The sequence below is a fragment of the Halomonas sp. I1 genome (assembly GCF_032334135.1).
Taxonomy (GTDB): Bacteria; Pseudomonadota; Gammaproteobacteria; order Pseudomonadales; family Halomonadaceae; genus Halomonas.
In genome coordinates this window covers 1-26,115 of the sequence record NZ_JAVXUS010000017.1, presented here as the reverse complement: position 1 = coordinate 26,115, position 26,115 = coordinate 1, and the positions used below count along the sequence as shown (strand labels likewise).

At 64.0% G+C, this 26,115-nt stretch carries 22 protein-coding genes; 11 read left to right on the top strand and 11 right to left on the bottom strand.

Annotated elements, in window-relative coordinates:
* Positions 1-3: 3 nt before the first annotated feature.
* From RSO41_RS15260 to RSO41_RS15250, 3 genes are all read right to left on the bottom strand, one after another.
* Positions 4-996, bottom strand: coding sequence for an iron ABC transporter permease (locus RSO41_RS15260; protein WP_315620034.1), 993 nt, complete (start codon positions 994-996; stop codon positions 4-6).
* Positions 997-1,007: 11 nt separating this feature from the next.
* On the bottom strand, positions 1,008-1,955 hold the full coding sequence (locus RSO41_RS15255) for an iron-siderophore ABC transporter substrate-binding protein (RefSeq protein ID WP_315620032.1): 948 nt from the start codon (positions 1,953-1,955) through the stop codon (positions 1,008-1,010).
* A gap of 226 nt (positions 1,956-2,181) precedes the next feature.
* Positions 2,182-4,146: a ligand-gated channel protein gene (locus RSO41_RS15250; RefSeq protein WP_410000345.1), complete on the bottom strand. Its 1,965-nt coding sequence runs from the start codon at positions 4,144-4,146 to the stop codon at positions 2,182-2,184.
* Positions 4,147-4,347: 201 nt separating this feature from the next.
* Here RSO41_RS15250 and RSO41_RS15245 point away from each other — a divergent pair, with 201 nt between their 5' ends.
* The 11 genes from RSO41_RS15245 (at position 4,348) to RSO41_RS15195 (ending at position 16,168) form a co-directional block, all read left to right on the top strand.
* Positions 4,348-5,268, top strand: coding sequence for a LysR family transcriptional regulator (locus tag RSO41_RS15245; RefSeq protein WP_315620031.1), 921 nt, complete (start codon positions 4,348-4,350; stop codon positions 5,266-5,268).
* A gap of 105 nt (positions 5,269-5,373) precedes the next feature.
* A complete protein-coding gene (locus RSO41_RS15240; protein ID WP_315620030.1) occupies positions 5,374-5,592 on the top strand; it encodes a DUF1656 domain-containing protein in 219 nt (72 codons plus the stop codon).
* Positions 5,593-5,595: 3 nt separating this feature from the next.
* Complete coding sequence (locus RSO41_RS15235; protein ID WP_315620098.1) at positions 5,596-6,459, top strand: HlyD family secretion protein; 864 nt, start codon at positions 5,596-5,598, stop codon at positions 6,457-6,459.
* A gap of 6 nt (positions 6,460-6,465) precedes the next feature.
* Entirely contained in the window at positions 6,466-8,517 is a 2,052-nt protein-coding gene (locus RSO41_RS15230) for an FUSC family protein (protein ID WP_315620029.1), read from the top strand.
* 56 nt (positions 8,518-8,573) lie between these two features.
* Positions 8,574-9,449 carry an AEC family transporter gene (locus RSO41_RS15225; RefSeq protein WP_315620028.1) on the top strand — a complete coding sequence of 292 codons (876 nt, stop codon included), beginning with the start codon at positions 8,574-8,576 and terminating at the stop codon, positions 9,447-9,449.
* Between the two features lie 132 nt (positions 9,450-9,581).
* Positions 9,582-10,754, top strand: coding sequence for a PQQ-dependent sugar dehydrogenase (locus RSO41_RS15220; RefSeq protein ID WP_315620026.1), 1,173 nt, complete (start codon positions 9,582-9,584; stop codon positions 10,752-10,754).
* Between the two features lie 166 nt (positions 10,755-10,920).
* Positions 10,921-12,123, top strand: coding sequence for a glycine betaine/L-proline ABC transporter ATP-binding protein (locus RSO41_RS15215; protein ID WP_315620025.1), 1,203 nt, complete (start codon positions 10,921-10,923; stop codon positions 12,121-12,123).
* Between the two features lie 5 nt (positions 12,124-12,128).
* Positions 12,129-12,962, top strand: coding sequence for a proline/glycine betaine ABC transporter permease (locus RSO41_RS15210; protein WP_315620097.1), 834 nt, complete (start codon positions 12,129-12,131; stop codon positions 12,960-12,962).
* Between the two features lie 86 nt (positions 12,963-13,048).
* Positions 13,049-13,921: a glycine betaine ABC transporter substrate-binding protein gene (locus RSO41_RS15205; protein ID WP_315620024.1), complete on the top strand. Its 873-nt coding sequence runs from the start codon at positions 13,049-13,051 to the stop codon at positions 13,919-13,921.
* Between the two features lie 360 nt (positions 13,922-14,281).
* On the top strand, positions 14,282-14,461 hold the full coding sequence (locus tag RSO41_RS15200) for a hypothetical protein (protein ID WP_315620023.1): 180 nt from the start codon (positions 14,282-14,284) through the stop codon (positions 14,459-14,461).
* A 45-nt stretch (positions 14,462-14,506) separates the two neighbouring features.
* The gene (locus tag RSO41_RS15195) at positions 14,507-16,168 is read left to right on the top strand and encodes a BCCT family transporter (protein ID WP_315620022.1); all 1,662 of its coding nucleotides are present in this window, start codon (positions 14,507-14,509) and stop codon (positions 16,166-16,168) included.
* A 220-nt stretch (positions 16,169-16,388) separates the two neighbouring features.
* Here the strand turns inward: RSO41_RS15195 and RSO41_RS15190 are convergent, their stop codons facing one another.
* The 8 genes from RSO41_RS15190 to mutL all read right to left on the bottom strand — a co-directional run bounded on the left by RSO41_RS15190 (position 16,389) and on the right by mutL (position 26,025).
* Entirely contained in the window at positions 16,389-17,684 is a 1,296-nt protein-coding gene (locus RSO41_RS15190; protein ID WP_315620021.1) for an adenylosuccinate synthase, read from the bottom strand.
* A 66-nt stretch (positions 17,685-17,750) separates the two neighbouring features.
* A complete protein-coding gene (locus RSO41_RS15185) occupies positions 17,751-18,947 on the bottom strand; it encodes an ATP phosphoribosyltransferase regulatory subunit (RefSeq protein WP_315620020.1) in 1,197 nt (398 codons plus the stop codon).
* A 209-nt stretch (positions 18,948-19,156) separates the two neighbouring features.
* Positions 19,157-20,038: a protease modulator HflC gene (hflC, locus tag RSO41_RS15180; RefSeq protein WP_315620019.1), complete on the bottom strand. Its 882-nt coding sequence runs from the start codon at positions 20,036-20,038 to the stop codon at positions 19,157-19,159.
* Between the two features lies 1 nt (position 20,039).
* The gene (hflK, locus tag RSO41_RS15175; RefSeq protein WP_315620017.1) at positions 20,040-21,266 is read right to left on the bottom strand and encodes an FtsH protease activity modulator HflK; all 1,227 of its coding nucleotides are present in this window, start codon (positions 21,264-21,266) and stop codon (positions 20,040-20,042) included.
* Between the two features lie 117 nt (positions 21,267-21,383).
* Positions 21,384-22,700, bottom strand: a complete 1,317-nt coding sequence (hflX, locus tag RSO41_RS15170; RefSeq protein WP_315620015.1) for a ribosome rescue GTPase HflX — start codon at positions 22,698-22,700, stop codon at positions 21,384-21,386.
* A gap of 8 nt (positions 22,701-22,708) precedes the next feature.
* On the bottom strand, positions 22,709-22,960 hold the full coding sequence (gene hfq / locus RSO41_RS15165) for an RNA chaperone Hfq (protein ID WP_315620013.1): 252 nt from the start codon (positions 22,958-22,960) through the stop codon (positions 22,709-22,711).
* A 125-nt stretch (positions 22,961-23,085) separates the two neighbouring features.
* On the bottom strand, positions 23,086-24,024 hold the full coding sequence (gene miaA, locus RSO41_RS15160) for a tRNA (adenosine(37)-N6)-dimethylallyltransferase MiaA (protein WP_315620012.1): 939 nt from the start codon (positions 24,022-24,024) through the stop codon (positions 23,086-23,088).
* Between the two features lie 15 nt (positions 24,025-24,039).
* A complete protein-coding gene (gene mutL / locus RSO41_RS15155; protein ID WP_315620010.1) occupies positions 24,040-26,025 on the bottom strand; it encodes a DNA mismatch repair endonuclease MutL in 1,986 nt (661 codons plus the stop codon).
* Positions 26,026-26,115: the final 90 nt, after the last annotated feature.

Here is a 26,115-nt window from a genome sequence, read left to right as displayed (position 1 = left end):
TTCCTATAACGTCGGCAGACGACGACGCCTGACCACGGCAACCAGCACCGGTGCGCCACACAGTGCCGTCAAGACGCCAAGGGGGAGCTCCGAGGGCGCCACCACTCGCCGCGAGATGACATCGGCGACGAGCACCATCAGCGGCCCCAGCAACAGGCAGAGCCACAAGCTGCGACGGATGTCCGGCCCCGCCAGTGCACGCGCCGCGAAGGGCACCACCAGGCCGACGAAGGCAATGGGACCGGCAATGGCCGTGGCACCACCGACCAGCAGCGCCACCACCAGGACCGCCAGCAGGCGCACCCGACCGGGGTGATGCCCGAGTCCGGCGGCCATCCGCTCGCCCAATGCCAGCGCCGCCATGGGCCTGGCGATCAACAGGGTGATGGCTGCGGCGACCAGAAAGCTCGGCAGCACCGACAGCAGATCACCGATTCGACGTCCCGACAGGCTGCCGACCACCCAGAAGCGTATTTCGTCGGCCGCCCGCTGATCGAACAGCAGCAGCAAGGTAGTGAGCGCCGACAGCAGCCCTGAAAAGGCCGCGCCCGCCAGCACCAGGCGTACCGGATCCTGGCCCAGGCCACGAAAGCGCGCGACACCCAGCACGCACAGGCAACCCAGCAAGGCGCCCACCTGCGCCACGCCGATGCGCAGCGTGGCCGCCGAGGTGCCCAGCAACAGCGCGATGGCCACCGCGAAGGCGCTGCCGGCACTGACGCCCAGCAGCCCCGGTTCGGCCAGCGGGTTACGCGATATCGTCTGCAGCAGCGCGCCGGCGACTCCCAGCGCCATGCCTACCGCCAGCCCCACCAGGGTCCGGGAACCACGCAGGGTGCCGACCACGAAGCGGGCCTCGTCGTCCCCCTGCCCCAGAAGCACGGCCAGTGCCCGCCCGGCCCCGACATCGCCGGCCCCCCACAGCAGACTGGCCAGGCAGGCCAACAGCAAGAAGCCGGCCAGGACGCTCGCCTGGCCGGCCAGAGGTCGTTGCATGACGCCGGTGATCATTCGTCGTCAGGCAGCAGAGCGGCCTCGATGTCGTCCAGCACGGCTTGTGCGGCCAGGGGGCCGGAAGCGCTGGTCCACAGCTGGCCATTGACGGCAAAGACCCGATCACGCTCGGTAACATCGAGCCGCGCGAAGGCCGGCGATTGCCGCGCGGCTTCCAGCGCTTCGCGCCCCGCGTCGTTGAGCGTGGCCAGGAACAGCAGATCCTGATCGACCTGCTCCAGGTTCTCGAGGCTCAGCGGGTCACTGTGCGGGCGGCCTGCCTTGACCAGACCGGCATCGGTGACGTTCAGCCCGACGGCTTCGAGCATACCGGTGGAAAACAGCTCGGTGGACATGACCAGCGGTCCCTGGGGCATCCAGCGCACCAGGCTGGTGGTGGTATCACCAGGATTCAGTTGCTCCCGCAGGTCCGCGGCACGCCTCTCGACGTCCTCGATGGCGGCATCCACCGCATCGGCACGTCCCAGCGCCTTGCCATACAAGCGCGTCTCGTCCTTCCAGCCGTTCGGCGAAAAGCCTTCGCTTTCCGGCACGACCGTCGGTGCCAGTCGGGACATCAAGGCGTACTGTTCGTCGCTGAGGTACGGCGAGGCCAGAATCAGGTCCGGCTCCTGGGTCGCGATCGCCTCGAGGTTGTACTCGCGACTGGTCCCGACCATGGCGATATCCGGCACCTGGTCGCTCAAGTACTCGGCCACGCCCTCGCCACCCCGGCTGGCCACCGCCGCCACAGGTGTCACACCGACTGCCAGAGAGGCATCCAGGGCACCCTCATAGAGCGTCACCACGCGACTGGGCTGGCCGTCGATCTCGATCTCGCCATGGGCGGTATCGAGCGTTCGGGCCTGGGCGGCATGCAGCATCGAGATGGCCAGAACCCCCAATGTCAAACTCGCGAAATGCTTGCCGATACGGGGCGCAGCAACGTGACTCGACGACATGTGATACAACTCCTTGGTGTACCGGGAAACCGCATCGATCATGCGGCTCACGGCATGACGCCGCTTCCCGGAAGCGCCGCGCCTGTTCGACGCGGCGTGGAATGGAACGAATGGTAATGAATCTCAAACGCGGATGCATTCCTGTCTTCTGCAACATCGCGTTCCACGAATCACAACCCGCTGTGCTTACCCCGGGCCAGGGATGACCGGGCAAACACTCAACGCCTCAGAAGTCGACGGTCAGCCCCAGCCACGCTCGACGACCATCCTCGATGTAGCCGTATTCGTCGTAGGTCACGTCTTCGTCGAAGAGGTTGTAGATGCCGAGATTGATCGTGGCGGTATCGGTCACCTCATAGCCGATGCCCGTATCCACGAAGGTGTAGGACGGTGCAACCAGAGAACTGCGCGAGGGGCCCGTTGTCGGCTGGCTCTCTTCACCACGATACGTCACCCTCGTCCACTGACTGAGCCGGTCGCTCGCCTGCCAGTCCAGGGTCGCCGATACCTGGTGCTTGGGTAATTGGGTCAGTGGCTCGCCCTTGTACTCGCCACTCTTCTGCTCGGAGTCGGTGTAGGTGTAGCTGGCGGTGAGATCCAGGGTATCGGCCAGTGGCGCCGAAAGGGAGAGCTCCACCCCACGGGTCACGGCTTCGTCGACATTGACGCGGTAAGTCGGATCACTTCCGAACTGGTTGGGCCCATCGGTGCAGATGGAAATCGGGCACTGAATCCGTGTGATCTTGTCCTCGAAATCATTGTGGAACAGGGTAACGCCACCACTGAGGCCATTGGGCGCGCTGTACAGCAGGGCCAGCTCCTTGTTGAGCGAGGTTTCCGGCTCCAGGTCCGGGTTACCGTAAATATTGCCACCACGGCTGATCTGCCCCCAGTCCGGAGTGATCTCGCGCAGGCTGGGCGAGCGGAACCCCGTCGAGACACCCCCTTTCAGCGTCCACTCGGGCGTCATGTTCCAGACGCTGTAGAGACGCGGACTGACATGACTGCCATAGTTCTCGTCGTCATCCATGCGCACGCCCCCGGTCAACGACCAGTCGCGGGTCAGCATCCATTCGTCCTCGGCGAATAGCGCCCATTTGGCATTTTCGACAAAGGTACGATCGGAAATGCGATTGGAGGTGGCGTCATCCAGCTCCTCCTTCTCGTAGTTGGCACCGACCGTGACGATATGCGCACCGAGCGGCATCACCAGGCTGGTCTTGGCGGTGGTATTGGTGATCTCCATTTCGCGGCTTTCGTTCTCGCTGACCTCGCGCTGCACATGGGTGTCGGTGGTCCCGATACCCCATTGGCCATTGTGAGTCAGGGCGACATGCTCGCGGGTGTACTCGCCATAGGAGTCCTCGCAACCGCCTCGGCAGCCATCCACCGGCACACTTCGGCCAACATGCCCTTCACGCGTCTGCTCCGTGGCACCGGCTTCGACGCCGAATTCATGATCCTCGTCGGGCGTCAGGGTCAGTCGGGTCGTCAGGCTGCGCAGGGTCTTGTCCTCATAGCCATTGACGATGTCATCCTCTTCGCGCGTCTTGGCGCGCCCGTAGACCTCGAGCCCCATCAACCCCTTGACCAGAGGACCATTGAGATAGAAATTGCCCTGATAGCTGTCGCCGGAATCGCTGTCCTGCTGCACGATGCTGTCGAGCTGGACGCTGCCGCTCCACTCGTCGGCGACCTTGCGGGTGATGACGTTGATCACCCCACCGATGGCATCGGAGCCGTAAAGGGTCGACATCGGGCCACGCACGACCTCGATACGTTCGATGGCCTGCAGCGGTGGCAGCCAGTCCTGTTCGAAGCCGGCACTGCCGTTGGGACGCGACTCACGGGAACTCACCGGCCGACCATCGACCAGGATGAGCGTGTACTCGGATGGCATGCCGCGCATGCTGATGTCATGGCCATTATCGCCACTGCCCCCACCGGTGACGATGACACCCGGCACATCCCGCAGGGCATCGGTGACGTCGTTGTAATGGCGTTTCTCGAGCTGCTCTCTGGGAATGACGCTGATCGAGGCCGGCGCATTCTTGACCTGCTGCTCGTAGCCGGAAGCGGTGACGACGATGTCATCGAGATCCTGGTCCTGAGCATCCTGTGCCAGGGCAACGGGTACGCCCAATGCCGCCATGGAGCCCACCAGCAGTGTCCGAGTGAAAGGAAGGGGCATGTCGATCGTTCTCCTGATGATCCGGGGTCGGAAATATCGACCCAAATTTAATGCGAATTTTTATCATTTAGATTCTTTCAAATTTGTTCCTTTATGTCTTCGCACATTACGTTGCATGGTTCGCAACAGCATTAGAGAATGATTTTCACCACCAATAACACCTGTGCGATACTGTGCCCCTCCCAGGCCCGAGCCAGCATCATGTCCGACCTCGATGAAATGCATGCCTTCGCCGCCGTCATGACGTCCGGCAGCCTGACCCTCAGCGCCCGACGCCTCGGCGTGTCGAAGTCGACCCTGAGCCGCCGTATCCAGCAGTTGGAGACCCGGCTCGGCCAGCCGCTGATGCGGCGTCAGTCGAACCGGCTGCTGCCCACCGAGGCGGGCCGCGTCTTCCACGATTACTGCCTGCGCATCCTCGACCTGGCCGACCAGGGACACCGAGCTCTGGAAGAGTTGCGGGAGGAGATCAGTGGAGAGCTGACCCTCGAGGTGCACGATGCCCTGGGGCGCTCCTGGATCGCCCGCGCCATCGACGACTTCATGCAACGTCACCCTGGCGTGCATGTCAGCCTGATGATCCGCGAAGCCCTCCCGGACAGCTTTGCTCCGCAATCGGTGGCGATCTGGTTCGGCGATCCCGGCGAGACAGGACTGCGTCAGGAGACACTGGCATTGCTGTCGCGCGGGCTGTACGCGCATCCGGGGTACCTGGCCCGTCATGGCCACCCCACCCACCCCAATGAGCTGGAGCGTCATGACTGGATCGACCTGCTCGGTGACGCCGAACACGGGCTGGTACTGCGTCATCCGCATCAAGGCCAGGTCGACGTGCGGCCGCCGGGATCGCGACTGAGGGTCAATCGCCTGGTGCTGCAATCCGATGCCATCGCTCGGGGACAGGGACTCGGCGTCATGCCGAACTGGATGGCCGAGCGCCGTGAAGCGGCCCACCCGGGGCAGCTCGAACGCTGTCTCGACGACTGGCAGGTCTCTCCTTCTCCGGTCAGCCTGCTCTATGCGCATGGGCACCAGCCGCGCAAGGTCTCGGCCTTGCTCGAGTTCCTGCGCAGTGCCTGTCCGGTCGAGTGGCAGCATGGCGCCCAGCGACGCGCTTCCTGACCCCACTGTCGTACTGGCGGGAGAGCCCCTCTCGATGGCCGCCGTGCCCGCGCCGTCGGAAATTGCTACCATGGGACGCTTTCAAGCGACTCAACAGGGGCGACCATGGGCCTTCGTGAAATCGCCTTCGGCGGGATCTATTTTTCCCCCATGCTCCTCTACGCCCTGCTCGGGCTGTTTGCCACACTGGTGATCCGAGCGATCCTGCACCGCCTGGTCGGCTCGGCACGGCTGTGGTTCGAGGCCTGGTTCGACACCGCTCTGTTTTTCATCTGCACCGCTAGCATCGCCTTCCTGGCTTCGGCGTCCGTGGGGATTCTCTAAATGATGCGCACCCTTCTACGCAGCCTCATCACCCTGGCCATCGTGGCTCTGGCCATCGTCGCCGGTCTCTGGCTCTGGCACTACTATCTCTACACCCCCTGGACCCGGGACGGCCGGGTCCGGGCCGATGTCGTCACCATCGCCCCGGACGTTTCGGGGCGCGTCGTCGCCCTGCCGATCACCGACAACCAGGGCGTCGACAAGGGCGAGACCCTGTTCCGCATCGATGACACTCGCTATCAGGCCGCACTGGAAAAGACGCAGGCCGTGGTCCAGCAGCGCCAGGCCGAGCTGGAGCTGAGCCAGCACGAGGCCTCGCGGCGCAACCGTCTGAGCCGTCAGGCGATCAGCGCCGAGAGCCAGGAGACAGCACAGATCAACAGCCAGGTTGCCGCCGCCCAGTTGGGGCAGGCGCAGAGTGCGTTGAAAAGCGCGCAAATTGACCTGGAGCGCACCAGCGTTCAGGCCCCTGCCGCCGGCCACGTTCTCAACCTGCAGCTTGCCGAGGGCAATTACGTCAACGCCGGCACGCCAGTGATGGCTCTGGTCAAGACGGACTCCTTCTATGTCACCGGTTACTTCGAGGAAACCAAGACGCCGCACATCCAGGTCGGCGACCCGGCCCGCGTCATTCTGATGAGCGGCGATACCGAGCTGAAAGGCCACGTGGCCAGCATCGGGCGAGGCATTGCCGACAGCAATACCTCGACCGACAGCCAGTTGCTGCCGCAAGTACAACCCACCTTCAGTTGGGTCAGGCTCGCTCAGCGTATCCCGGTACGCATCGCGCTCGACGAGATCCCCGAGGGCGTCACCCTCAGTGCCGGCATGACGGCTACCGTACGCATCCTCGACAACGCGGAGTAACGGCGCATGTCGCCCTGGTTGCAAGCCTACCTGACGCCCGGCACCCAGGCCGTGCAGTTCGCCATCAAGGCGACCCTGGCGATGCTGCTGGCGCTCTACGTGGCCCTGTGGTGCGACCTGGAACGTCCCTATTGGGCGTTGATCTCGGCGGCCTTCCTGCAGATTCGTCCGATGAGCGGCATGGTGGTCGAGAAGGGCTTGAGCCAGATCGCCGGCACGGTCGTCGGCTGCGCCGCCGGCATTGCCATCATGGGGCTGTTCGTCCAGGCCCCGATCCCCGCCCTGGTCGTCCTGACGCTGTGGATCATGCTGTGTACCTACGGCAGTTCCCTGCTGCGCAACAATGCCTCCTACGGCTGTATCATGGGCGCCGTCACGGCGATGTTGATCGTGGTCATCGGAGCCTCCCAGCCCGACGGCATTTTCGGCATCGCCGTGGCGAGGCTTTCCGAGCTGGCGCTGGGCGCCATCTGCGCCACCCTGGTCAGCTCGCTGCTGTGGCCGATCAAGGTTCGCGATCACCTCGGTCAACAGGCCGACGACGTCGTCAATCAGGCCTTTCAACACGCCACACGTCGACTGACGAACGCGACCGACCTCGATGAACTCCAGGCGACCCTGACCGGCAGCCTGGAGCCGCTCACACAGCTCGAGACGGACAGCCAGGCCGCGCGCTACGAGGGCCCCGAAGGCGCAGGACGCATCCGCGCCAGTCATGTGCTGACACGACACACCTTGCGCCTGATGGCGACCCTGCATGCCCTGCAACAGCTCCTGCATCACTATGGCGACCGACTCGACCCCGCCATCCATGACCTGGCCGGCGAGATCGCCGAGGGGTTCCGTCTGTCCGCGGAAACCCGCGGCACCGGCCAAGCGCACCGTCGCCTGCATGACCTGCGCCATCGGGTCCTTGGGTGCCCCGACGAAAATGCCTCACCGCTGCAATTGCGGGTCATCATCGGGTTACGCGAGGCACTCGGCCATGCCCTGGTCATGCTCGACGCCCGCGACGCCATTTCACGCCCTGGACGCAAACGTCTGCGCGGTGTGGCCCTTGCCTGGCATCGCGACCACCTGGCCGCGGGCCTGAATGCCGTTCGCGCCGGGATCATCTTCGCTACCCTCGCCAGCTTCTGGATCGCCACCGCCTGGAACAGCGGCCAGGTAGCCATGCTGCTGGGCACCTTGTTCTCGGCCTTCTTCGCCAGCCGCGACAACCCCGTCATGGTCTGCATGATGTTCGCCAAGGGCATGCTGGCGGCAATCCCCAGTGCGTTCCTGTTCGGCCATGTACTGCTCGCCCAGGCCAACGGCTTTGCGATGCTGGCCATGATCTTTCTCCCGCCCCTGTTCCTCGGCCTGCTGGGGGCGGCCAATCCACGCCTGATGGGCTACTGCCTGGCCTTCACCATCGGCAACATCCTGCTGACCATGCCCGGCAACGGCATGGATTTCTCCTTCGACAGCTTCATCAACCGAGCCATCGCCGTGATGATCGGGCTAGCCACGGTCGTGACGGGCTTCCGGCTGATTCCCGGTTTCGGCTCCACCCTGCGCAAGCGGCGCCTGGTCGGCGCCATCGTCCGCGATCTTCGCCACTTGCCGAACCGCCCCATACCCGAGGCAGAAACCCGCTTCATCGGGAGCATGGCCGACCGACTGCTGCACCTGGCCAAGCACGACGACATGCTGCCCGAGGATCAGCGACATCTCTTTACCCTGGGGCTTACCGGCCTGGATATCGGCTATGCCTGCCTGCAACTGCGTCGCCGACTCGACGACCTGCCCGGAATGCCCCTTCGCCATGCGCAACGGGACTTTTTCGCCGCGCTGGCCCGGGCTTATGCCGACAGCGCCAGGGGGCACACCTCCAGCGACGTCCGCCGAGCGGGCGATGCGCTGATCGATGTGCTGGACGAGCAGCCATCGCTCGATGACCGTCGCCGCGCCCTGCTCACCGGGCTGGTAGAGCGCCTGGACCTGTCGTTGCAGCGCCAGGCCGAGCGGGCCCGGGATTCGCGCGCGCCGAACGCGATGCAGGCCGGCCCTGCCTGACATCGACACCGGACGCCACCGCCGTCACTCGACATTCCGTTTCATGAAGGATTGCCATGTTCGCCCAACTCTTCGCCGTGATGGCCCCGGTACTCGCCGGCGCCGGCCTCGGCTTCACCTGGATCCGGCTCGGTCACGACTATCCCGTCGCCTTCGTGACTCGACTGGTCTTCAACATCGGCACGCCGGCCCTGGTGCTTGCCTCGCTCTCCGGCGCCGAGATCGACGCCGGCAGCTTCGGTCGCACCATGCTGGCGGCTGCCCTGGTGATCACCACCATGGCCGGCGCCGCTTTCGTGCTGGCACGACTGCTGCGCAAGGACTGGCGCGTCATGCTGGCGCCTTCGATGTATCCCAACACCGGCAACATGGGACTGCCGGTGGTGCTCTACGCCTTCGGCGAAGCGGGTTTCGCCTTCGGCATCACCGTGATGGTGACCGTGTCGCTGTTCCAGTTCACCCTGGGCACGATGCTTGCCAGCCGCGGCAATCCGTTGAAGTCCCTGGCCAAGACGCCGACGGTCTACGCCATCCTGATCTCCCTGAGCCTGCTGCTGACCGACACGGAGCTGCCGCTCTGGCTGGCCAACAGCGTCGACCTGATCTCGGGCTTCACCGTCCCCTTGATGCTGATCACCCTCGGCGTCTCGCTGGCCAGCATTCAGGTGCGCAGCCTGCGCTCGGGCATCGGCTTCAGCCTGCTGCGCATTCCGTTGGCCGCTCTGACCGCCTGGGGTATCGGCAGCCTGCTGGCACTGCCCCCCATGGCGCACGGCATCTTGATCCTGCAGATGAGTATGCCGGTGGCCGTGTTCAACTACCTCTTCGCTCAACGCGCCAAGCGTGAACCGGAATACGTGGCCAGCCTGGTGTTCTGCTCGACCCTGCTGTCGCTGATCTATCTGCCGATCCTGCTGGCCATCTTGATGTAACACGGTCAACGCGACGACCGCCTATACTTCGCTCACCGACTTTTCAGACAGTGCCTTGTGTCCTGTATCCGCCACCTCTTCAACGAACCTCCGAAACAGGACACCAGGATTTCGACCCATGCGGGAGGACGGATGCGCGCGCTGATATCCCGGTCGCTTGTCGGGCTACTCCTGACCGCCGGCATGACGGTCCATGCCGACTCGGCCATTGAGACACGACACCTGACGCTATGCCTCGAACGCATCGCTTCCGGGCTGGAACATCCCTGGAGCCTGGCCACGTTGCCCGACGGCCGTTTTCTGGTCAGCGAACGCCCGGGCCATCTCACCCTGGTGACCCCCGAGGGAGGCACGACCCGACTGGCAGGCATGCCGCGTGTCTCGACCCGTGGCCAGGGCGGCCTGCTCGACATCGTCCTGCACCCCCGGTTCGGCAGTGAAGTGCATGGCGATGGCGAGCACGACTGGCTCTACTTCACCTGGAGCCGAACCGGCGACGGCGGCACCGCCACCGCCCTCTCTCGAGCCCGGCTGCAGGGTGAACGTCTCGAGGATCTCGAGCATCTCTTCACCCAGGACCGTTTTTCCGAGCCAGGACGCCATTATGGCTCGCGACTGGCCTGGCTCGACGACGGCACCCTGCTGATGAGCATCGGGGATCGCGGCGTCGACGCCGCACGAGCCCAGGATGGCGAGGATCATGCCGGCAGCCTTCTCCGCCTGACAGCCACGGGCAAGGCGCCCTCGGACAACCCCTTTGTCGATGATCCGGGGATAGATGACGAGATCTTCAGCCTTGGGCATCGCAACCCCCAGGGTCTCGTCGTGGCCGAAGATGGCACGCCCTGGTCGACCGAACATGGCCCTCGTACCGGCGATGAGCTCAATCGGCTCGTCGCCGGCGAAAACTATGGCTGGCCGGAGGTCACCCGAGGCCGTGATTACGTCACCAACCTCCCCCTCGGCAAGGACAGCGCACCGGGCATGCGTGACCCGGTACACGTCTTCGAGGGCCGCTTTGCTCCCTCCGGGCTGACCGATATCACCGGCGATACCTTCCCCGGCTGGACGGGAGACCTGCTGGCCGGTGGGCTCGCCAGCGAGACGCTGGTGCGGCTATCGCTGGAGAAAGACGCCGTGGCGGAGCGCGAGGTGATTCTCGACGGCGATATCGGCCGAATCCGCGATATCCACCAGGGAGCCGATGGTGCCCTGTACTTGCTCAACGACGCCTCCAACGGTAGCCTCTTTCGGCTGTTGCCGGCGGCACAGTCAACGGGAGGCGCCGCATCCTGCGCTTCCTGAGCGCTCATGGCCGCCCGGTGTGTTTGAATAACCATTCAACCAACGCTAGGGTATGCCGCCTCGCGCGCATCACGACTGTCGCCCGGCATCCTGATGCGTCCCCTCATCCCAACCAGGCACCGGTCAGGGCGTCCGCGCCACGGCCAGGGGCCACTAAGGCACAGCAATGAGTGACAACCGAAACGTCAAGATTCGGGTCCGCAATCTCAGCAAGGTCTTCGGCAGCCAGCCGAAGAAGGCGCTCGAATTGCGCGACCAGGGCCTGAAGCGGCCCGAGATCCTCGACAAGACCGGCCAGACCCTGGGCCTCTCCAACATCGATTTCGATGTTCACGAGGGTGAACTTCTGGTGATCATGGGGCTCTCCGGATCGGGCAAGTCGACCCTGATCCGCTGCCTCAACCGACTGATCGAGCCCACCGAAGGCGAGATCGTCATCGACGGCGAGAACATTCCCGATCTCAAGGAGAAGGAACTCCTGGAGTGCCGCCGACGCCACTTCTCCATGGTGTTCCAGAACTTCGCCCTCTTCCCCAATCGTACCGTGCGCCAGAACGCCGAGTTCGGCCTCGAAGTTCGGGGTATCGACACGGCAACGCGGCGGGAAGCCGCGGACAACTCTCTCAAGCAGGTCGGCCTGGACGGCTGGGAGGACGCCTATCCCAATCAGCTCTCCGGCGGCATGCAGCAACGTGTCGGCCTGGCCCGTGCACTGGCCAACGACGCCACCGTACTGCTGATGGACGAGGCCTTCTCGGCACTGGACCCATTGATTCGCGGCGACATGCAGCAGGAACTGCTGGCCCTGCAGCACCGCATGCAGAAGACCACCGTCTTCATCACCCATGACCTCGATGAGGCACTGACCATCGGCGATCGCATCGTGCTGCTCAAGGACGGTGAAGTGGTGCAGATCGGCACGCCCGAGGAAATCCTCACCAAACCAGCGGATGACTATGTACGTCGCTTCATCGAGGGCGTCGACAAGTCACGCATCCTCACCGCCGAGAGCGCCATGCGCAAGGTGCGCTCCACGGTGCGCGACAGTGACGGCCCACGCACCGCATTGCGCAAGATGCGCGAACACAGCCTCGACTCCATTTACATCCTCGACCGCGAACGCCGCCTGATCGGGCTGATCGACGCCGATGCCGCGAGCGAAGCGCTGGAGCAGGGCAAGGAAAAGGTGACCGAGGCCATGACGCAGGACTTTCGTAGCGTGACGCGGGAAGAGCCGCTGCACAACCTGTTCGCCATGTTCAGCGAGAACCGTTTCCCCATCGCCGTCGTGGACGACGACAAGGTGCTTCAGGGCGTGGTGGTCAAGGGCGCCGTCCTGGATGAACTCGCACAGGCAGGAGAAGACTGATGGCTATCGACATTCCGCGCATTCCGCTCGGCGACTGGATCGAGGGCGGCCTGAACTGGCTGACCACGGAATACTCCGTGGTGACCCGCGGCATCTCCCGTGTGACACAGACCGGTATCGATGGCCTCAACGATGCGCTCATGTGGCTGCCCGACTGGTCACTGCTGGCGATCATCGTGGCCCTGTGCTGGTGGCTGGCCAACTCTCGCTTGGCCATCGGCGCCGCCGTCGGCCTGGCGCTGATCTGGAACCTGGGCCTCTGGGACCCGATGATCGAGACCCTGACCCTGGTGGTGATCGCCACCCTGGTGGCAGTGGTCATCGCCCTGCCAGTGGGCATCGCCGCCGCGCTCTCCGAGCGACTCTACAAGACCATCATGCCGGTGCTGGACTTCATGCAGACCATGCCGGCCTTCGTCTACCTGATCCCGGCGATTCCCTTCTTCGGCATCGGCTCCGTGTCGGCGATCTTCGCCACCGTGATCTTCTCCATGCCACCGGCGATCCGCTTCACCACCCTGGGTATCCGTCAGGTACCGGTGGAACTCGTCGAAGCCGCCGATGCCTATGGCGCCACGCGCAGTCAGAAGCTGATCAAGGTCCAGTTGCCGATGTCGTTGCCCACGGTCATGGCCGGCATCAACCAGACGATCATGCTGGCACTTTCCATGGTGGTGATCGCGGCGATGATCGGCGCCGATGGCCTGGGCAGCGAAGTCTGGCGCGCCATCCAGCGCCTTCGCCCGGGTGACGGCTTCGAAGCCGGTATCGCGGTGGTCATCCTGGCCATGATCCTCGACCGCGTCACCCAGTCGCTGCGCAAGCAACGCAAGTCCTGATATCCCGTCAGCGTCGCGGGAGCAAGGTTGCATACCTGCGCCCGCGTCTGCATCCTTTAGGTACATCTTCAATAAAGGCAAAACGGATGACCAAGCAACCCATGCGCCATCATCTTCGCATCGCTGGCATCGCACTGGCCGCCGGCACCGCCCTCGCCGCCGGTACCGCCCAGGCTCAGGACAAGGGAACCGTCGAGCTGGGGTATGTCGAGTGGTCCTCGGAAGTCGCCTCCACCAACGTAGTACGTGCCGTGCTGGAACAGGCCGGCTACGACGTCGAGTTGACCTCGTTGTCTGCCGCCGCCATGTGGCAAGCCGTTTCCACCGGCGATTCCGACGCCATCGTCGCCGCCTGGCTGCCGTCGACGCACGCCGATTATCTGGAACGCGTCGGCGACAAGGTCGAGAACCTCGGCCCGAACCTGCAAGGCACCAAGCTCGGGCTGGTCGTGCCCGAGTACACGGACGTCGACTCCATCGATGAGCTCAACGCCAACGCCGGTACCTTCGACAACGAGATCATCGGCATTGACCCGGGCGCCGGCCTGATGGGCCTGACCGAAGACGTCGTCGACGAGTATGGCCTGGACCTCAGTCTGCGCAGCGGTAGCGGCGCCACCATGACCGCCGCCCTGCAATCGGCCATCCAGAACGAGCGTGACATCGTGGTCACCGGCTGGACGCCACACTGGATGTTCGCGCGCTGGGACCTCAAGTACCTGGAGGACCCCGAGAACGTCTATGGGGGCGCCGAGCACATCAACACCATCGCCCGCCAGGGACTCGAGGAGGACATGCCGGAGGCCTACGCCATCCTCGATGCCTTCGAGTGGACGCCCGAGCAGATGGGCGAAGTCATGTTGATGAACCAGGAGGAAGGTTCCGACCCGTACGAGAACGCCAAACAGTGGGTCGAGGACAATCAGGACGTCGTGCAGGAGTGGCTGCCCGAGTCGTGAGTTCGAGCCAGCATTCATGATGGCTCGAACATCGTGGAGGGGAGGCACCAGTCCGGTGCCTCCCTTTTTCATGCCGGTGTCATGCTGGCGCACGACAAGGATGAAGAAGTGCAATACATCAAGTCCTGAGAGCAGGATTACTCATCAAAACAATCGTTCGGACGGTCATGATCGCGACATGACATAGCCATCCCCGCCCAGATGTGTCGCCAGGCGCAGACGATTCGCATGAGATGATGTACGGTATGCAACGATTCGTGGCGAAACAGGCCGTTGAAAGTGACGACCCGCGCGATCATCGTCAAACGACCACACTTGTCGTGTCATCAACAAGCGAGACACCAGGGAGGAACACGGAACATGCCAAGGCGGATCATGGTGCCCATGGATCCGGCATTTGTGGAACCCATCGACGAGGTCGGTACCGATCGGGTGGCGAAGCTTTCCCCCCATCGGGCCAATGCAGACCTCTCGCTTGGCGGCAAGGTCGCCACTCATGCCGAGGTGTCGGGAGCCCTCGCGCATCTACCGCGCGACTGACGCCTCGCTTTTCACTGTTCATCGACGTCAACAAGGAGAAGTCCCGTGACGAACGACGATAAAGCCCAAGAGGCCAATACGGGGTCCGAGGGCATTCCAGCCCCGGATGGGCCCGCCAACCTAATCGATACCGATTACGTGATCGGTCAGGACAACATCACCGGCAGCAAGTTCGGGGTGGACATGGACCTTCACGGCAAGGTCTTCACCATCTCCTCGCTGGTGATCCTGTTCTTCGTGATCGCAACCCTGGCCATGCAGAACCAGGTCGAGCCGCTCTTCAACGCCATCTTCGATGTGTTGACCGGCAACCTGTCATGGTTCTTCCTGCTGGCCGCCAATATCTTCGTCATCCTCGCCGTGGTGCTGATCTTCACGCCTCTGGGCAAGGTACGCATCGGCGGGGCCCATGCCACCCCTGACTTCAGCTATGCTGGCTGGTTCGCCATGCTGTTCGCTGCCGGGATGGGCATCGGCCTGATGTTCTACGGTGTCTCCGAGCCGATGACGCACTTCGGTACCGCCATGGGCGGCACCACGGTGGAAAATGGTGTACGGACCGACTGGGCCCCACTGGGCGCTGCCGGTGGCGACCAACAGGGCGCCATCACCCTGGGCATGGCCGCGACCATTTTCCACTGGGGCCTGCACCCCTGGGGGATCTATGCCGTCGTCGCCCTGGCACTGGCGCTGTTCTCCTACAACAAGGGCCTTCCGCTGACCATGCGCTCGATCTTCTACCCGGTGCTGGGTGAGCGCGTCTGGGGTTGGGCCGGTCATGTCATCGACATCCTGGCGGTATTTGCCACCCTCTTCGGCCTGGCCACGTCGCTGGGGCTCGGTGCCTCCCAGGCCTCGGCGGGGCTCGGCTACCTGTTCGGGACACCCGATACCGACGCCACCATGGTGCTGCTCATCCTGGGCATCACGATCGTGGCCTTGGGTTCCGTCGTGATGGGCGTCGACAAGGGCGTACAGCGGCTCTCGCAGCTCAACATGGCACTGGCCTTCCTTCTGCTGATCTTCGTGATCGCCGTCGGTCCGACCCTGATGATCGCCACGGGCTTCTTCGAGAACCTGGTGGCTTACATCGTCAATCTGCCGGCGCTGTCCATGCCCTTCGGGCGCGAGGATGCCAACTTCAGCCAAGGTTGGACCGCCTTCTACTGGGCCTGGTGGATCTCCTGGTCGCCCTTCGTCGGCATGTTCATCGCGCGGGTCAGCCGTGGCCGCAGCGTGCGTGAGTTCCTGATTGCCGTGCTGCTGGTGCCATCCGTGGTTTCGGTGCTGTGGATGACTGCCTTCGGCGGCACCGCCATCGACCAGTACATTACCGATGGCTTCGAGGGCGTACAGAACGCGGCACTCGAGCTGCAACTGTTCACCATGCTCGGCCAGCTCCCGTTGACCAGCATCACGTCTTTCGTCGGCATCGTGCTGGTCATGGTGTTCTTCATCACCTCGTCGGACTCCGGCTCGCTGGTGATCGACTCCATCACCGCCGGCGGCAAGGTCGACGCACCGACGTCACAGCGCGTGTTCTGGTGCCTCATCGAGGGTGCCATCGCCATCGCCCTGCTGCTGGGCGGCGGGCTGACGGCCCTGCAGACCGCGGTAATCACCACTGGGCTGCCCTTCACCCTGGTACTGCTGGTGGCCTGCTACGCCATCATCAAGGGCCTGATGAGCGAGCCCAAGAGTGTCTGAAGCGCACCTCTGACTCGCGAGTCAGACGCGTGAAAGACGATATCGCCCCGCTCCGTGCGGGGCGATATCGTTTGTCGCGGCCGAAAAACGTCACCGCCGCTGAACTGCCCCCCCAAAGGGCATGACGGTCGCAACAAAAAACGCCGCCTGCCGGAAACTCCGGTAGGCGGCGTTGCGGTTCAGCACTGCCCGGCGATGCCAGGCTCACTCGGTTGGCGATCTACTCGGCGAAAGGATTGCGCAACACGATGGTTTCGTTGCGATCCGGCCCGGTCGAGATGATATCGATGGGCGTGCCCACCTGCTCCTCGAGGAAACGGATGTAGGCGCGCGCATTGGCGGGCAGCTCATCGACGCTTTTCACCCCGATGGTCGACTCGTTCCAGCCCGGCAGGTCCTCGTAGACCGGCTCGATGGCCTCATAGCCCTCGGAATCCACCGGAGCATCGAGGACATCGCCATCCTTGCTGCGATAGCCGACACAGACGCGAATGTTTTCCAGGCCATCGAGCACGTCGAGCTTGGTGAGGCAGAGCCCCGACACCGAGTTGATCTGCACGGCATGACGCAAGGCTACGGCGTCGAACCAACCACAGCGGCGAGCGCGGCCGGTGGTGGCACCGAATTCGTGGCCTTTCTCGGCGAGGTGACGACCATGCTCGTCGAACAGTTCCGTGGGGAAGGGGCCGGAACCGACTCGCGTCGTGTAGGCCTTGGTGATGCCCAGCACATAATCCAGATACAACGGGCCCACGCCGGAGCCGGTCGCGGTACCGCCGGCCGTGGTGTTGGAACTGGTCACGAAGGGATAGGTGCCATGGTCGATGTCCAGCAGCGAGCCCTGGGCGCCCTCGAAGAGGATGTTTTCGCCGGCCTTGCGCACGTCGTGCACCAGGCTCACGGTGTCGCAGACCATGTCGCGCAGGTCGTCGGCCATGCGCATGGCATCGTCGAGCACCTGCTGGAAATCCACCGCCGGTTCGCCGTGATACTTGGTCAACACGAAGTTGTGGTAGTCCAGTACCTCGCCGAGCTTGGAGGCAAAGCGCTCGCGATGCAGCATATCGCCGAGACGCAGGCCCCGACGCGCCACCTTGTCCTCGTAGGCCGGCCCGATGCCCCGGCCGGTGGTGCCGATCTTGGCCACGCCACGCGCCTTCTCGCGTGCCTGGTCGAGACGCACGTGATACGGCAGGATCAAGGGGCATGCCGGCGACAGGCGAAGGCGGTCACGGACCGGTACCCCCTTGGCCTCCAGCTCACGAATCTCCTCGATCAATGCCTCCGGAGACAGCACCACACCATTGCCGATCACGCAGGTCTTGTCCTCTCGCAGGATGCCGGAGGGAATCAGGTGCAACACCGTCTTCTCGCCATCGATGACCAGCGTATGGCCGGCATTGTGCCCGCCCTGGAAACGCACCACGGCATCGGCGGATTCGGTCAGCAGATCGACCACCTTGCCCTTGCCCTCATCACCCCACTGGGTGCCCAGTACGACTACGTTCTTGCCCATAGTGTCTTGTCTCTCGTTGCTGCACACCGGCATCGGCCGGCGTCGAAAAAAACGGTTCGCCTGGCGTCAGGCGGGGTCATCGGAAGATGGCAGCGATTCCACCCGCCAGCCGCCATCGGTCGGTACCAGGTGCCGCTGACAGTGGTGCTGTTCGGGACCGGTCCGCTGTCCCGGCAGCGCCTGGACGACCCGTTCCCCCTGCTGACGCAGGTCCTTGACGACCTCGGCCAGTCCCTCACCCTCGGCCGGCGCCCAGATCCCCTCACCACGGGATTCTTTCGGCGTCAGGGTTGCCAACAGCTTGAGTTCCAGGGAGAAGCCGGTGGCTGGTCGGGCACGCCCGAAGGCACGTCCGGTGTCGTCATAGCGCCCACCCTTGGCCAGGGCCTGGCCGTAACCGGGTACATAGGCAGAGAACATCATGCCGGTGTGGTATTGATACCCTCGCAGCTCGGCCAGGTCGAAATAGAGATCGACGTCCGGATGCTCGGCGATCACGCCACGGTGCAGTGCCCGCAACTGGTCGAGGGCGGCGCCCACTGCCTGGGGCGCTTCGGCGAACGCCTCTCGGGCTTCGTCGAGCACCTCGGGGCCACCGTGCAACGCCACCAGGGCACGGAACATCTCCGCCAGCACCGGGTCATCGACACACTCCTCGACCCGGCTCGACAGGGCGCCCGGCGACTTGAGCTCCAGGGCCTCGAACACCGCGCGCTCCTGTTCCGGAGACAGCTCAGCAGCTTCCACCAGGCTACGGTAGATACCGATATGGCCGAGCGCCAGGTGGACCTCGCCGGCTCCAGCGACGGACAGGCTCGTCAACGCCAGGCGCAGAATCTCGAGATCGGCCTCGAGACCGGCATGCCCGAAGAGCTCCAGCCCCACCTGTACCGGGCTTCGGCCACCCTGATACTGGTCGGCCTTGGCGCGCAGCACATTGGCGCAATAGCATAGCCGAACGGGCCCCTGTCGCTTGAGGGAGTGAGCATCCATGCGGGCCACCTGCGGGGTGACATCGGCGCTGGCCCCCATCATGCGGCCGGTCATCTGGTCGGTGAGCTTGAAGGTCTGCAGATCCAGCTCGGTACCGGTTCCGGTCAGCAGAGAGTCGAGAAACTCCACGGGGGGCGGCATGACCTGGTCATAGCCCCAGCCGTGATAGAGATCGAGCAACGCCCGGCGCAATTCCTCCATGCGGCTGGCCTGGGGCGGCAGCACTTCGTCCATGCCGTCGGGCAAGAGCCAGCGGTCAGCGATGGTCATGTCGTTCTTCCTGCAAGACAGTGGTTGGCCTGCGCGAGCCTCGCGGCATGACGGAACATAAGCATGGCGGGATGCCGGAGAAAGCTCGCCGGGAGTGGATAGGCCACAAAAAAACCGGGCCACGCCCGGTTTACCGATTCTATCACGTTTCGCATCAGGATGAACCCTGGCGCCGGTACCATCTTGGCACCGACGCCAGGCCGGCCGGTTCATTCGTCGGTCGGCGTCGGGCTCTTGAGATACTGGAAGAAATCGCTGGACGGATCCAGCACCAGCATGTCGCCATCACCCTGGAAGCTGTCGCGATAGGCGCCGAGGCTACGCCAGAAGGAGAAGAATTCCTCGTCCTTGCCATAAGCCTGCGAGAAGATCGCCGCCGCTTCGGCGTCACCCTCGCCCCGCAGGGTCTCGGAACGTTCCTGGGCCTGGGCCAGCAGGACCTGACGACGCCGGTCGGCATTGGCGCGAATGCGCTCGGCTTCTTCCTGACCCTGGGCACGCCATTCGCGGGCTTCGCGCTCGCGCTCCGAGCGCATGCGATCGTACACCGCCGAGGAGACATCCTCGGGCAGATCGATGCGTTTGACGCGAATGTCGAGGATCGCTACCCCGAGCTCTTCGCGCATCAGCTTGTCGAGTTCCTCGGTAGGCCCGGTCATCAACTCGTCGCGCTGCTCGGAGATGATCTGCGACAGGTTCAGGCGACCGAACTCGTTACGCAGGCTCTCGTCGACCCGAGGCTGAATCAGGCGCACAGCCTGCATCTCGTCACCGGCGGTGGCCTCGTAGTAGCGGGTCGGGTTGACCACCTGCCACTTGACGTAGGAGTCGACGATCACTGCCTTCTGCTCGAGCGTCAGGTAGCGACTGGCATCGGTATCCAGCGTCAGTACACGCGTATCGAACTTGCGGATCGTCTGGGTGATCGGAATCTTGGCATGCAAGCCCGGCTGGATGTTCTCCTCGACGACCTCGCCGAAGCGCAGCTTCACCGCACGCTCGGTCTCGTCGACCACATACAGACTGCTGCTGGCCAGCCAGGCGACGGCAGCCAGGCCACCGACGATGAGCAGGGAACGATTATTGATCATTTCAGCGACCCTCCCTGCGAATTCCGTTGCTGTTGCTGCTGTTGCTGCTGCTCGAACTGGACGAGGACTGGATATTGCGCAGCCGCTCGAGCAACTGTGGATCCAGCTGCGTGTCGCTATCGCTCGCCTGGCCACCGGTGGTGCCACTGCGCTTGAGGCGATCCATCGGCAGGACCATCAGCGGGCTCTGCTCGGCGACGTCGACCATCACCTTCGGCGTACCGCTGTAGACCTCGGAGAGCGTGTCCAGATAGAGGCGCTCACGCATGATGGCCGGAGCATCCTGGTACTGGGTCAAGAGGGCATTGAAGCGATTGGCCTGACCACGCGCCTCGGCTACCACCGATTCGCGATACCCCTGCCCCTGTTCGACGATGCGCTGGGCCTGGCCCTGAGCGGCGGGAATCACCGCATTGGCATAGGCCATGGCCTCGTTGATGGTGCGCTGGCGATCCTCGCGGGCACGAATCACGTCATCGAAGGCATCCTGCACCGCATCCGGCGGCGAGGTGGACTCGATGTTCAAGGTCTGCAGCAGAATGCCGGTACCATAGCTGTCCAGATAGGACTGCAGGCGGCTGTTGACCGAGCTGCCGAGGATCTCGCGGCCCGAGGTCAGGATATCGATCATGTCGGTGCCGCCCACCACATGGCGCAGGGCGGAATTCAGGGCGTTTTCCAGGCTCAGCTCGGGGTCACGCACGTTCAGCACGTAACCGCGCGGATCGGCCACCTGGTACTGAGCCGAAATCTCGACGGACACGATGTTCTCGTCCTGGGTCAGCATCGACTGGGTCTGGGTAATGGAACGTACCCGGGTCACATTGACCATGCGAACGTCATCGATCAACGGCGGATTCCATTGCAGGCCCGGCGTCACGGTTTCCTGGTACTTGCCGAAACGCAGCACCACGCCCCGTTCGGCCTGATCGACCAGATAGAACCCTGACGCCGCCCAGATGGCCAGTGCCACGATCAGCAGCAGGCCCGGCAATGCGAAAACGTTGCGCGGCTTGCCGCCGCCGCCCGAGCCGCCACCATTGCCGCCACGCTTGCCGCGGCCGCCCAACATGCCATTGAGCTTGTTCTGAAACTTCTTCAGGGCCTCGTCGAGATCCGGGGGGCCCTGGTTGCCGCCCCCCTTGCCTCCACCGCCGTTGCCACCACGGCGGCCCCCACCACTCCAGGGGTCATGCTGGTTGCCGCCACCGGGCTCATTCCAGGCCATACGTCGTCTCCACTATGCGTTGCGTACCGCCGCGCACCGGAGTGTCGCGACGGGCATCGTTGCGATCCTTGTGGCGTCGACCGGCGTTGGCGACGCCGACCGACGCCCGAAGGCGACTCACTGCTCCCAAACGGGACCTTCCTGCAATTCCTGCGGCAGGTAGTCGTTGGCGCTTTCGCCCAGACGCGCCATCAATTGCAGAAAGTCACGTCGCGGCAGCCGTACCTCGAGCAAGGTACGCCCCTGCTCATCGAAACGCTCTTCGCGTACCGCCCCCAGGTCGTGAAGGCCCGCTCGCAGCTTGCCCTGAGCAGGTGCCAGGGTGATATCGAAGTCGATGATATCGTCGGCCAGGCATTCCGAGAGCGCCTGCTCGAAAAGCGCCAGCCCGCGACCGTCCTTGGCCGACAACCACACCGACTCGGGCCGTCCTTCGGCATTGCGTTCGATGCGCGGTGCGCTGTCGAACAGGTCGACCTTGTTCATCACCTTGAGCGTCGGCACATCCAGCGCACCGATCTCGCCCAGCACCTCGTTTACCTGACTCACATTGAGGTCGCGGTCCGGGTCCGCGGCATCGATCACATGAACCAGCAGACTCGCTTCGGCGGCTTCCTGAAGCGTCGCCTGGAAAGCTTCCACCAGCTTGTGAGGCAGATGCCGTATGAAACCCACGGTATCGGCCAGCACGACCGGCCCCACGTCCTCGACCTCGAGACGCCTCAAGGTGGGGTCGAGGGTAGCGAACAGCTGGTCCGCCGCATAGACCCTGGACTCGGTCAGAGCGTTGAACAGTGTCGACTTGCCGGCATTGGTATAGCCGACCAGCGACACGCTGGGAATTTCGGCCCGCGAACGGGCACGGCGATTCTGGCCGCGCTGGCTACGCACCTTGTCCAGGCGCTTGTGAATGGCCTTGATGCGACCACGCAGCAAACGGCGGTCGGTCTCCAGCTGGGTTTCCCCCGGACCGCGCAGGCCGATACCGCCCTTCTGCCGCTCCAGGTGAGTCCAGCCACGTACCAGTCGAGTCGACATGTACTCCAGTTGAGCCAGTTCGACCTGCAGCTTGCCCTCATGGGTCCGCGCCCGCTGGGCAAAGATGTCGAGAATCAGCCCCGTGCGATCCAGCACACGGCACTTGAGCGACTGCTCGACATTGCGCTCCTGGGAGGGACTGAGGGCATGATTGAAGATCACCAGCTCAGCCTTGTGGACCGCCAGTGCATCGCGGACTTCTTCCACCTTGCCCGCGCCGATGAAGAAGCGCGGATCGGGCCGACCTCGACTGCCGGTCAGCAGCGTAGCCGGCTCCGCACCGGCAGAGCGTACGAGCTCGAGAAATTCACCGGAATCCTCACGCTCTCTTTCGTCCTGGAAGTCCACATGGACGAGTACCGCCGTCTCACCGGCGTCGGGACGTTCGAAAAACAATCAATACCTCACGCGTCGCTGTCCGGCTGCGCGGGCACATCGGTTGCCGGCAGACGCACGTTGCGCGACGGCACCACCGTGGAGATGGCATGCTTGTAGACCATCTGGCTGACCGTATTGCGCAGCAGAATGACAAATTGGTCGAAGGACTCGATCTGGCCCTGCAGCTTGATGCCGTTGACCAGGAAGATCGACACCGGAATGCGCTCCTTGCGCAGTACGTTCAGGTATGGATCTTGAAGGGACTGTCCTTTGGACATGTTGCTCTCCCTAAATTATCTCTTATGGGGTTGATAGTGTTATTGGGTGCCCACCTCAATTCCCGAGGTGGCACTCTTGCCCGGTGAAGCCCGATCAGCCGGTCTCATGGAACGCTCATCTTACGCTAACTGCTGAATTCGCGCACCAATTTCACGACATGATCGAGTGGCTCACCGCCCAGAATGTCGACCCAATGCAGTTCGGGCCAGCCACGCATCCAGGTCAGTTGGCGCTTGGCCAGCTGCCGCGTGGCGACGATCCCCCGGCGCCGCAGCGTCTCTCGGTCGACCTGCCCTTCCAGGTACTCCCAGGCCTGACGATACCCCACGCTCTTCATCGCCGGTAGTCTCGCATGCAGGTCATGCCGCGCCTTCAGGCCGGCCACCTCATCGAGAAATCCCGCCTCGAGCATGGCATCGAACCGAGCCGCTATCCGTGAGTGCAGCACACTTCGGTCGGCCGGGGCGAGCCCTATCGACAACGTTCGCCAGGGGAAGGTTTCCGGTCGCTGCTCATCCCAGTGTTCGGTGAGCGAGCGTCCACTGATGCGATAGACTTCCAATGCCCGCGTCAGGCGCTGGGGATCATTGGGGTGGATGCGTCGGGCGGCACGCGGATCGATCCGTGAGAGCTCTTCATGCAGGGCGGCCAGCCCACGTTGTTCGACTTCCCGATCCAGTTCGGCCCGGATCGACGGATCCCCTGATGGAAGGTTGGGTTCGCCCACCCAGAGCCGCTGGTAATACATCATGGTCCCACCGACCAGTAGGGGCACGCGCCCGGCGTCGGTGATACGACGCATCTCGCGGCGCGCATCTTCGCGGAACGCCGCCGCCGAATAAGGATCGGCCGGGTCACGGATATCGATCAAGCGATGCGGCGCCCGCGCCAGCTCCCGCGATGTCGGCTTGGCGCTGCCGATATCCATGCCACGGTAGACCATCGCCGAATCGACGCTGATCAGCTCGCACCCCAGTCGCTCATGCAGGGCGATGGCCATGTCGGTCTTGCCCACGGCAGTCGGCCCCATCAGGAAGATGGCCGGCGGGCGCGTGTCGCTCATGAAGTCTCCGTCGGGTCATTGGCCTCGCAGGAACAGGCGATCCAGTTCCTTGAGGCTCATCTCGGTCCAGGTGGGACGGCCATGGTTGCACTGGCCGCTGCGCTCGGTACGTTCCATGTCACGCAGCAGCGCATTCATCTCCGCCGTCGTCAACTGGCGGTTGGCCCGTACGCTACCATGACAGGCCATGGTCGACAGCAGTTCATTGATATGGGCCTCGAGTCGATCGGAACGCCCGTAACGCTCGAGGTCACCCAGCATGTCGCGCACCAGCGGCTCGACATCGGCATCGACCAGCAAGGCCGGCACCTGGCGCACCAGAAGCGTTTCCGGGCCGGCCACATCGAGCTCCACGCCCAGCCGCGAGAAGGCGCCACGCTCGGCCTCGGCGGTCGCCACCTCGGCGGCACTGGCCGCCAGAGATACCGGCACCAGCAACGGCTGGGCCTGCAGACCGCCCCCGTCACCGGCGTCTCCATGCACCTGCGATTTCATGCGCTCATAGACGATACGCTCATGGGCGGCGTGCATATCCACCACCACCAGACCACGCTCGGTCTGGGAGAGTATGTAGATACCGTGCAACTGGGCAACAGCGTAGCCCAGGGGCGGCGCCCGCGTGGCATCTTCCTCCGGCATCGACGGTGCCGAAGCCGCGGCGGTTGTCGCCGCATCGGGAGAGGACTCTCGCTCGGCCAGCGCCACCTCGGCGGCGCTCCCTCCCGCTCCCGGCGCGGATGGCTGAGGTGTCAGCAGGCTCTCCTCGTGCTCGGGGTGAAGGGCACGATAGCCCTCCATGAAAGCACGCACACGGTCCGGGGTAACCTTCTGCCCCCCCTCTTCATCACGCCCATGCAGCGCCATGGGTTGTTGCTGCCAGCGTCCGGCGGACTCGGCCACGCCATTCGCCGCCGACGGCACCTCTTCCGACGCCCCTTCCGCGTCAGGCGCCCCTTCTGTCACCGTGCCTTCGCCCGGCTGGCCGGCACGCGCCTCACCGAGTGCCCGGTGCAGGCTGGAAAACAGGAAATCATGCACCATGCGCCCATCGCGGAAGCGCACTTCATGCTTGGTCGGATGGACGTTGACATCCACCACCGTGGGGTCGACCTCCAGATACAAGACAAACACGGGATGGCGGCCATGGAAGAGTACGTCCCGATACGCCTGGCGAATGGCATGGGCCACCAGCCGATCACGCACCACCCGCCCATTGACGAAGAAATACTGCTGATCGGCCTGAGCCCGGGAGTGAGTCGGCAGACCGACCCAGCCCCACAGGCGCAATCCGCCGGTCTCGATATCCAGGTGCAGGGCGTTTTCCAGGAAGCCCTTGCCCAGCAGGGCCTGAAGACGACGCTCGTGGCCGACCAGATCGCCCCCGGGGCTCAACTGATGGATGGTCTTCTGGTTGTGGCGCAGCACCCAGCCGAGATCCAGGCGCGACAGCGCCTGGCGTCGAAAGGCTTCTTCAACGTGGCCGAACTCGGTCTTCTCGGTGCGCAGAAACTTGCGTCGTGCCGGCGTATTGAAGAACAGGTCGCGCACCGTGACCGAGGTGCCACGTGGGTGCGGCGAGGGGGTAACCCGAGGTTCCATGCGGCGACCTTCCACGACCACGCGCCAGCCACTCGTCGGATCCTCCTCGACGTTGGACATCAACTCCAGGCGCGACACCGAGCTGATCGAGGCCAGCGCCTCGCCGCGAAACCCCAGGCTCGCCACGCCCTCGAGGTCGTCGAGGGACGCGATCTTGCTGGTGGCATGACGCGACAAGGCCAGCGGCAGATCCTCTTCGCCGATGCCGACGCCGTCATCACGCACCCGGATCAGTCGCGCCCCGCCGGACTCCAGCTCCACCTCGATACGCCGGCTGCCGGCATCGATGGCGTTCTCGACCAGCTCCTTGACCACCGACGACGGTCGCTCGACCACCTCACCCGCGGCAATCTGGTTGGCCAACCGCGGATCGAGAACCTGGATATGCTGTCTGTCTGTCATATTACTCCACTCGAGCCGTAAGCCGTAAGCCGTAAGCCGTAAGCCGTAAGCCGTAAGCCGTAAGCCGTAAGCCGTAAGCCGTAAGCCGTA

Excerpts from the sequence above, each read along its gene's own strand:
- RSO41_RS15200 (WP_315620023.1), top strand. The coding sequence starts at position 14,282 with ATGCCAAGGCGGATCATGGTGCCCATGGATCCGGCATTTGTGGAACCC.
- mutL (WP_315620010.1), bottom strand. The coding sequence starts at position 26,025 with ATGACAGACAGACAGCATATCCAGGTTCTCGATCCGCGGTTGGCCAAC.
- RSO41_RS15235 (WP_315620098.1), top strand. The coding sequence starts at position 5,596 with ATGCGCACCCTTCTACGCAGCCTCATCACCCTGGCCATCGTGGCTCTG.
- RSO41_RS15220 (WP_315620026.1), top strand. The coding sequence starts at position 9,582 with ATGCGCGCGCTGATATCCCGGTCGCTTGTCGGGCTACTCCTGACCGCC.
- hflK (WP_315620017.1), bottom strand. The coding sequence starts at position 21,266 with ATGGCCTGGAATGAGCCCGGTGGCGGCAACCAGCATGACCCCTGGAGT.
- RSO41_RS15215 (WP_315620025.1), top strand. The coding sequence starts at position 10,921 with ATGAGTGACAACCGAAACGTCAAGATTCGGGTCCGCAATCTCAGCAAG.
- hflC (WP_315620019.1), bottom strand. The coding sequence starts at position 20,038 with ATGATCAATAATCGTTCCCTGCTCATCGTCGGTGGCCTGGCTGCCGTC.
- RSO41_RS15250 (WP_410000345.1), bottom strand. The coding sequence starts at position 4,146 with ATGCCCCTTCCTTTCACTCGGACACTGCTGGTGGGCTCCATGGCGGCA.
- RSO41_RS15230 (WP_315620029.1), top strand. The coding sequence starts at position 6,466 with ATGTCGCCCTGGTTGCAAGCCTACCTGACGCCCGGCACCCAGGCCGTG.
- RSO41_RS15225 (WP_315620028.1), top strand. The coding sequence starts at position 8,574 with ATGTTCGCCCAACTCTTCGCCGTGATGGCCCCGGTACTCGCCGGCGCC.
- miaA (WP_315620012.1), bottom strand. The coding sequence starts at position 24,024 with ATGAGCGACACGCGCCCGCCGGCCATCTTCCTGATGGGGCCGACTGCC.
- RSO41_RS15240 (WP_315620030.1), top strand. The coding sequence starts at position 5,374 with ATGGGCCTTCGTGAAATCGCCTTCGGCGGGATCTATTTTTCCCCCATG.
- RSO41_RS15260 (WP_315620034.1), bottom strand. The coding sequence starts at position 996 with ATGCAACGACCTCTGGCCGGCCAGGCGAGCGTCCTGGCCGGCTTCTTG.
- RSO41_RS15205 (WP_315620024.1), top strand. The coding sequence starts at position 13,049 with ATGACCAAGCAACCCATGCGCCATCATCTTCGCATCGCTGGCATCGCA.
- RSO41_RS15185 (WP_315620020.1), bottom strand. The coding sequence starts at position 18,947 with ATGACCATCGCTGACCGCTGGCTCTTGCCCGACGGCATGGACGAAGTG.
- RSO41_RS15190 (WP_315620021.1), bottom strand. The coding sequence starts at position 17,684 with ATGGGCAAGAACGTAGTCGTACTGGGCACCCAGTGGGGTGATGAGGGC.
- hfq (WP_315620013.1), bottom strand. The coding sequence starts at position 22,960 with ATGTCCAAAGGACAGTCCCTTCAAGATCCATACCTGAACGTACTGCGC.
- RSO41_RS15245 (WP_315620031.1), top strand. The coding sequence starts at position 4,348 with ATGTCCGACCTCGATGAAATGCATGCCTTCGCCGCCGTCATGACGTCC.
- RSO41_RS15255 (WP_315620032.1), bottom strand. The coding sequence starts at position 1,955 with ATGTCGTCGAGTCACGTTGCTGCGCCCCGTATCGGCAAGCATTTCGCG.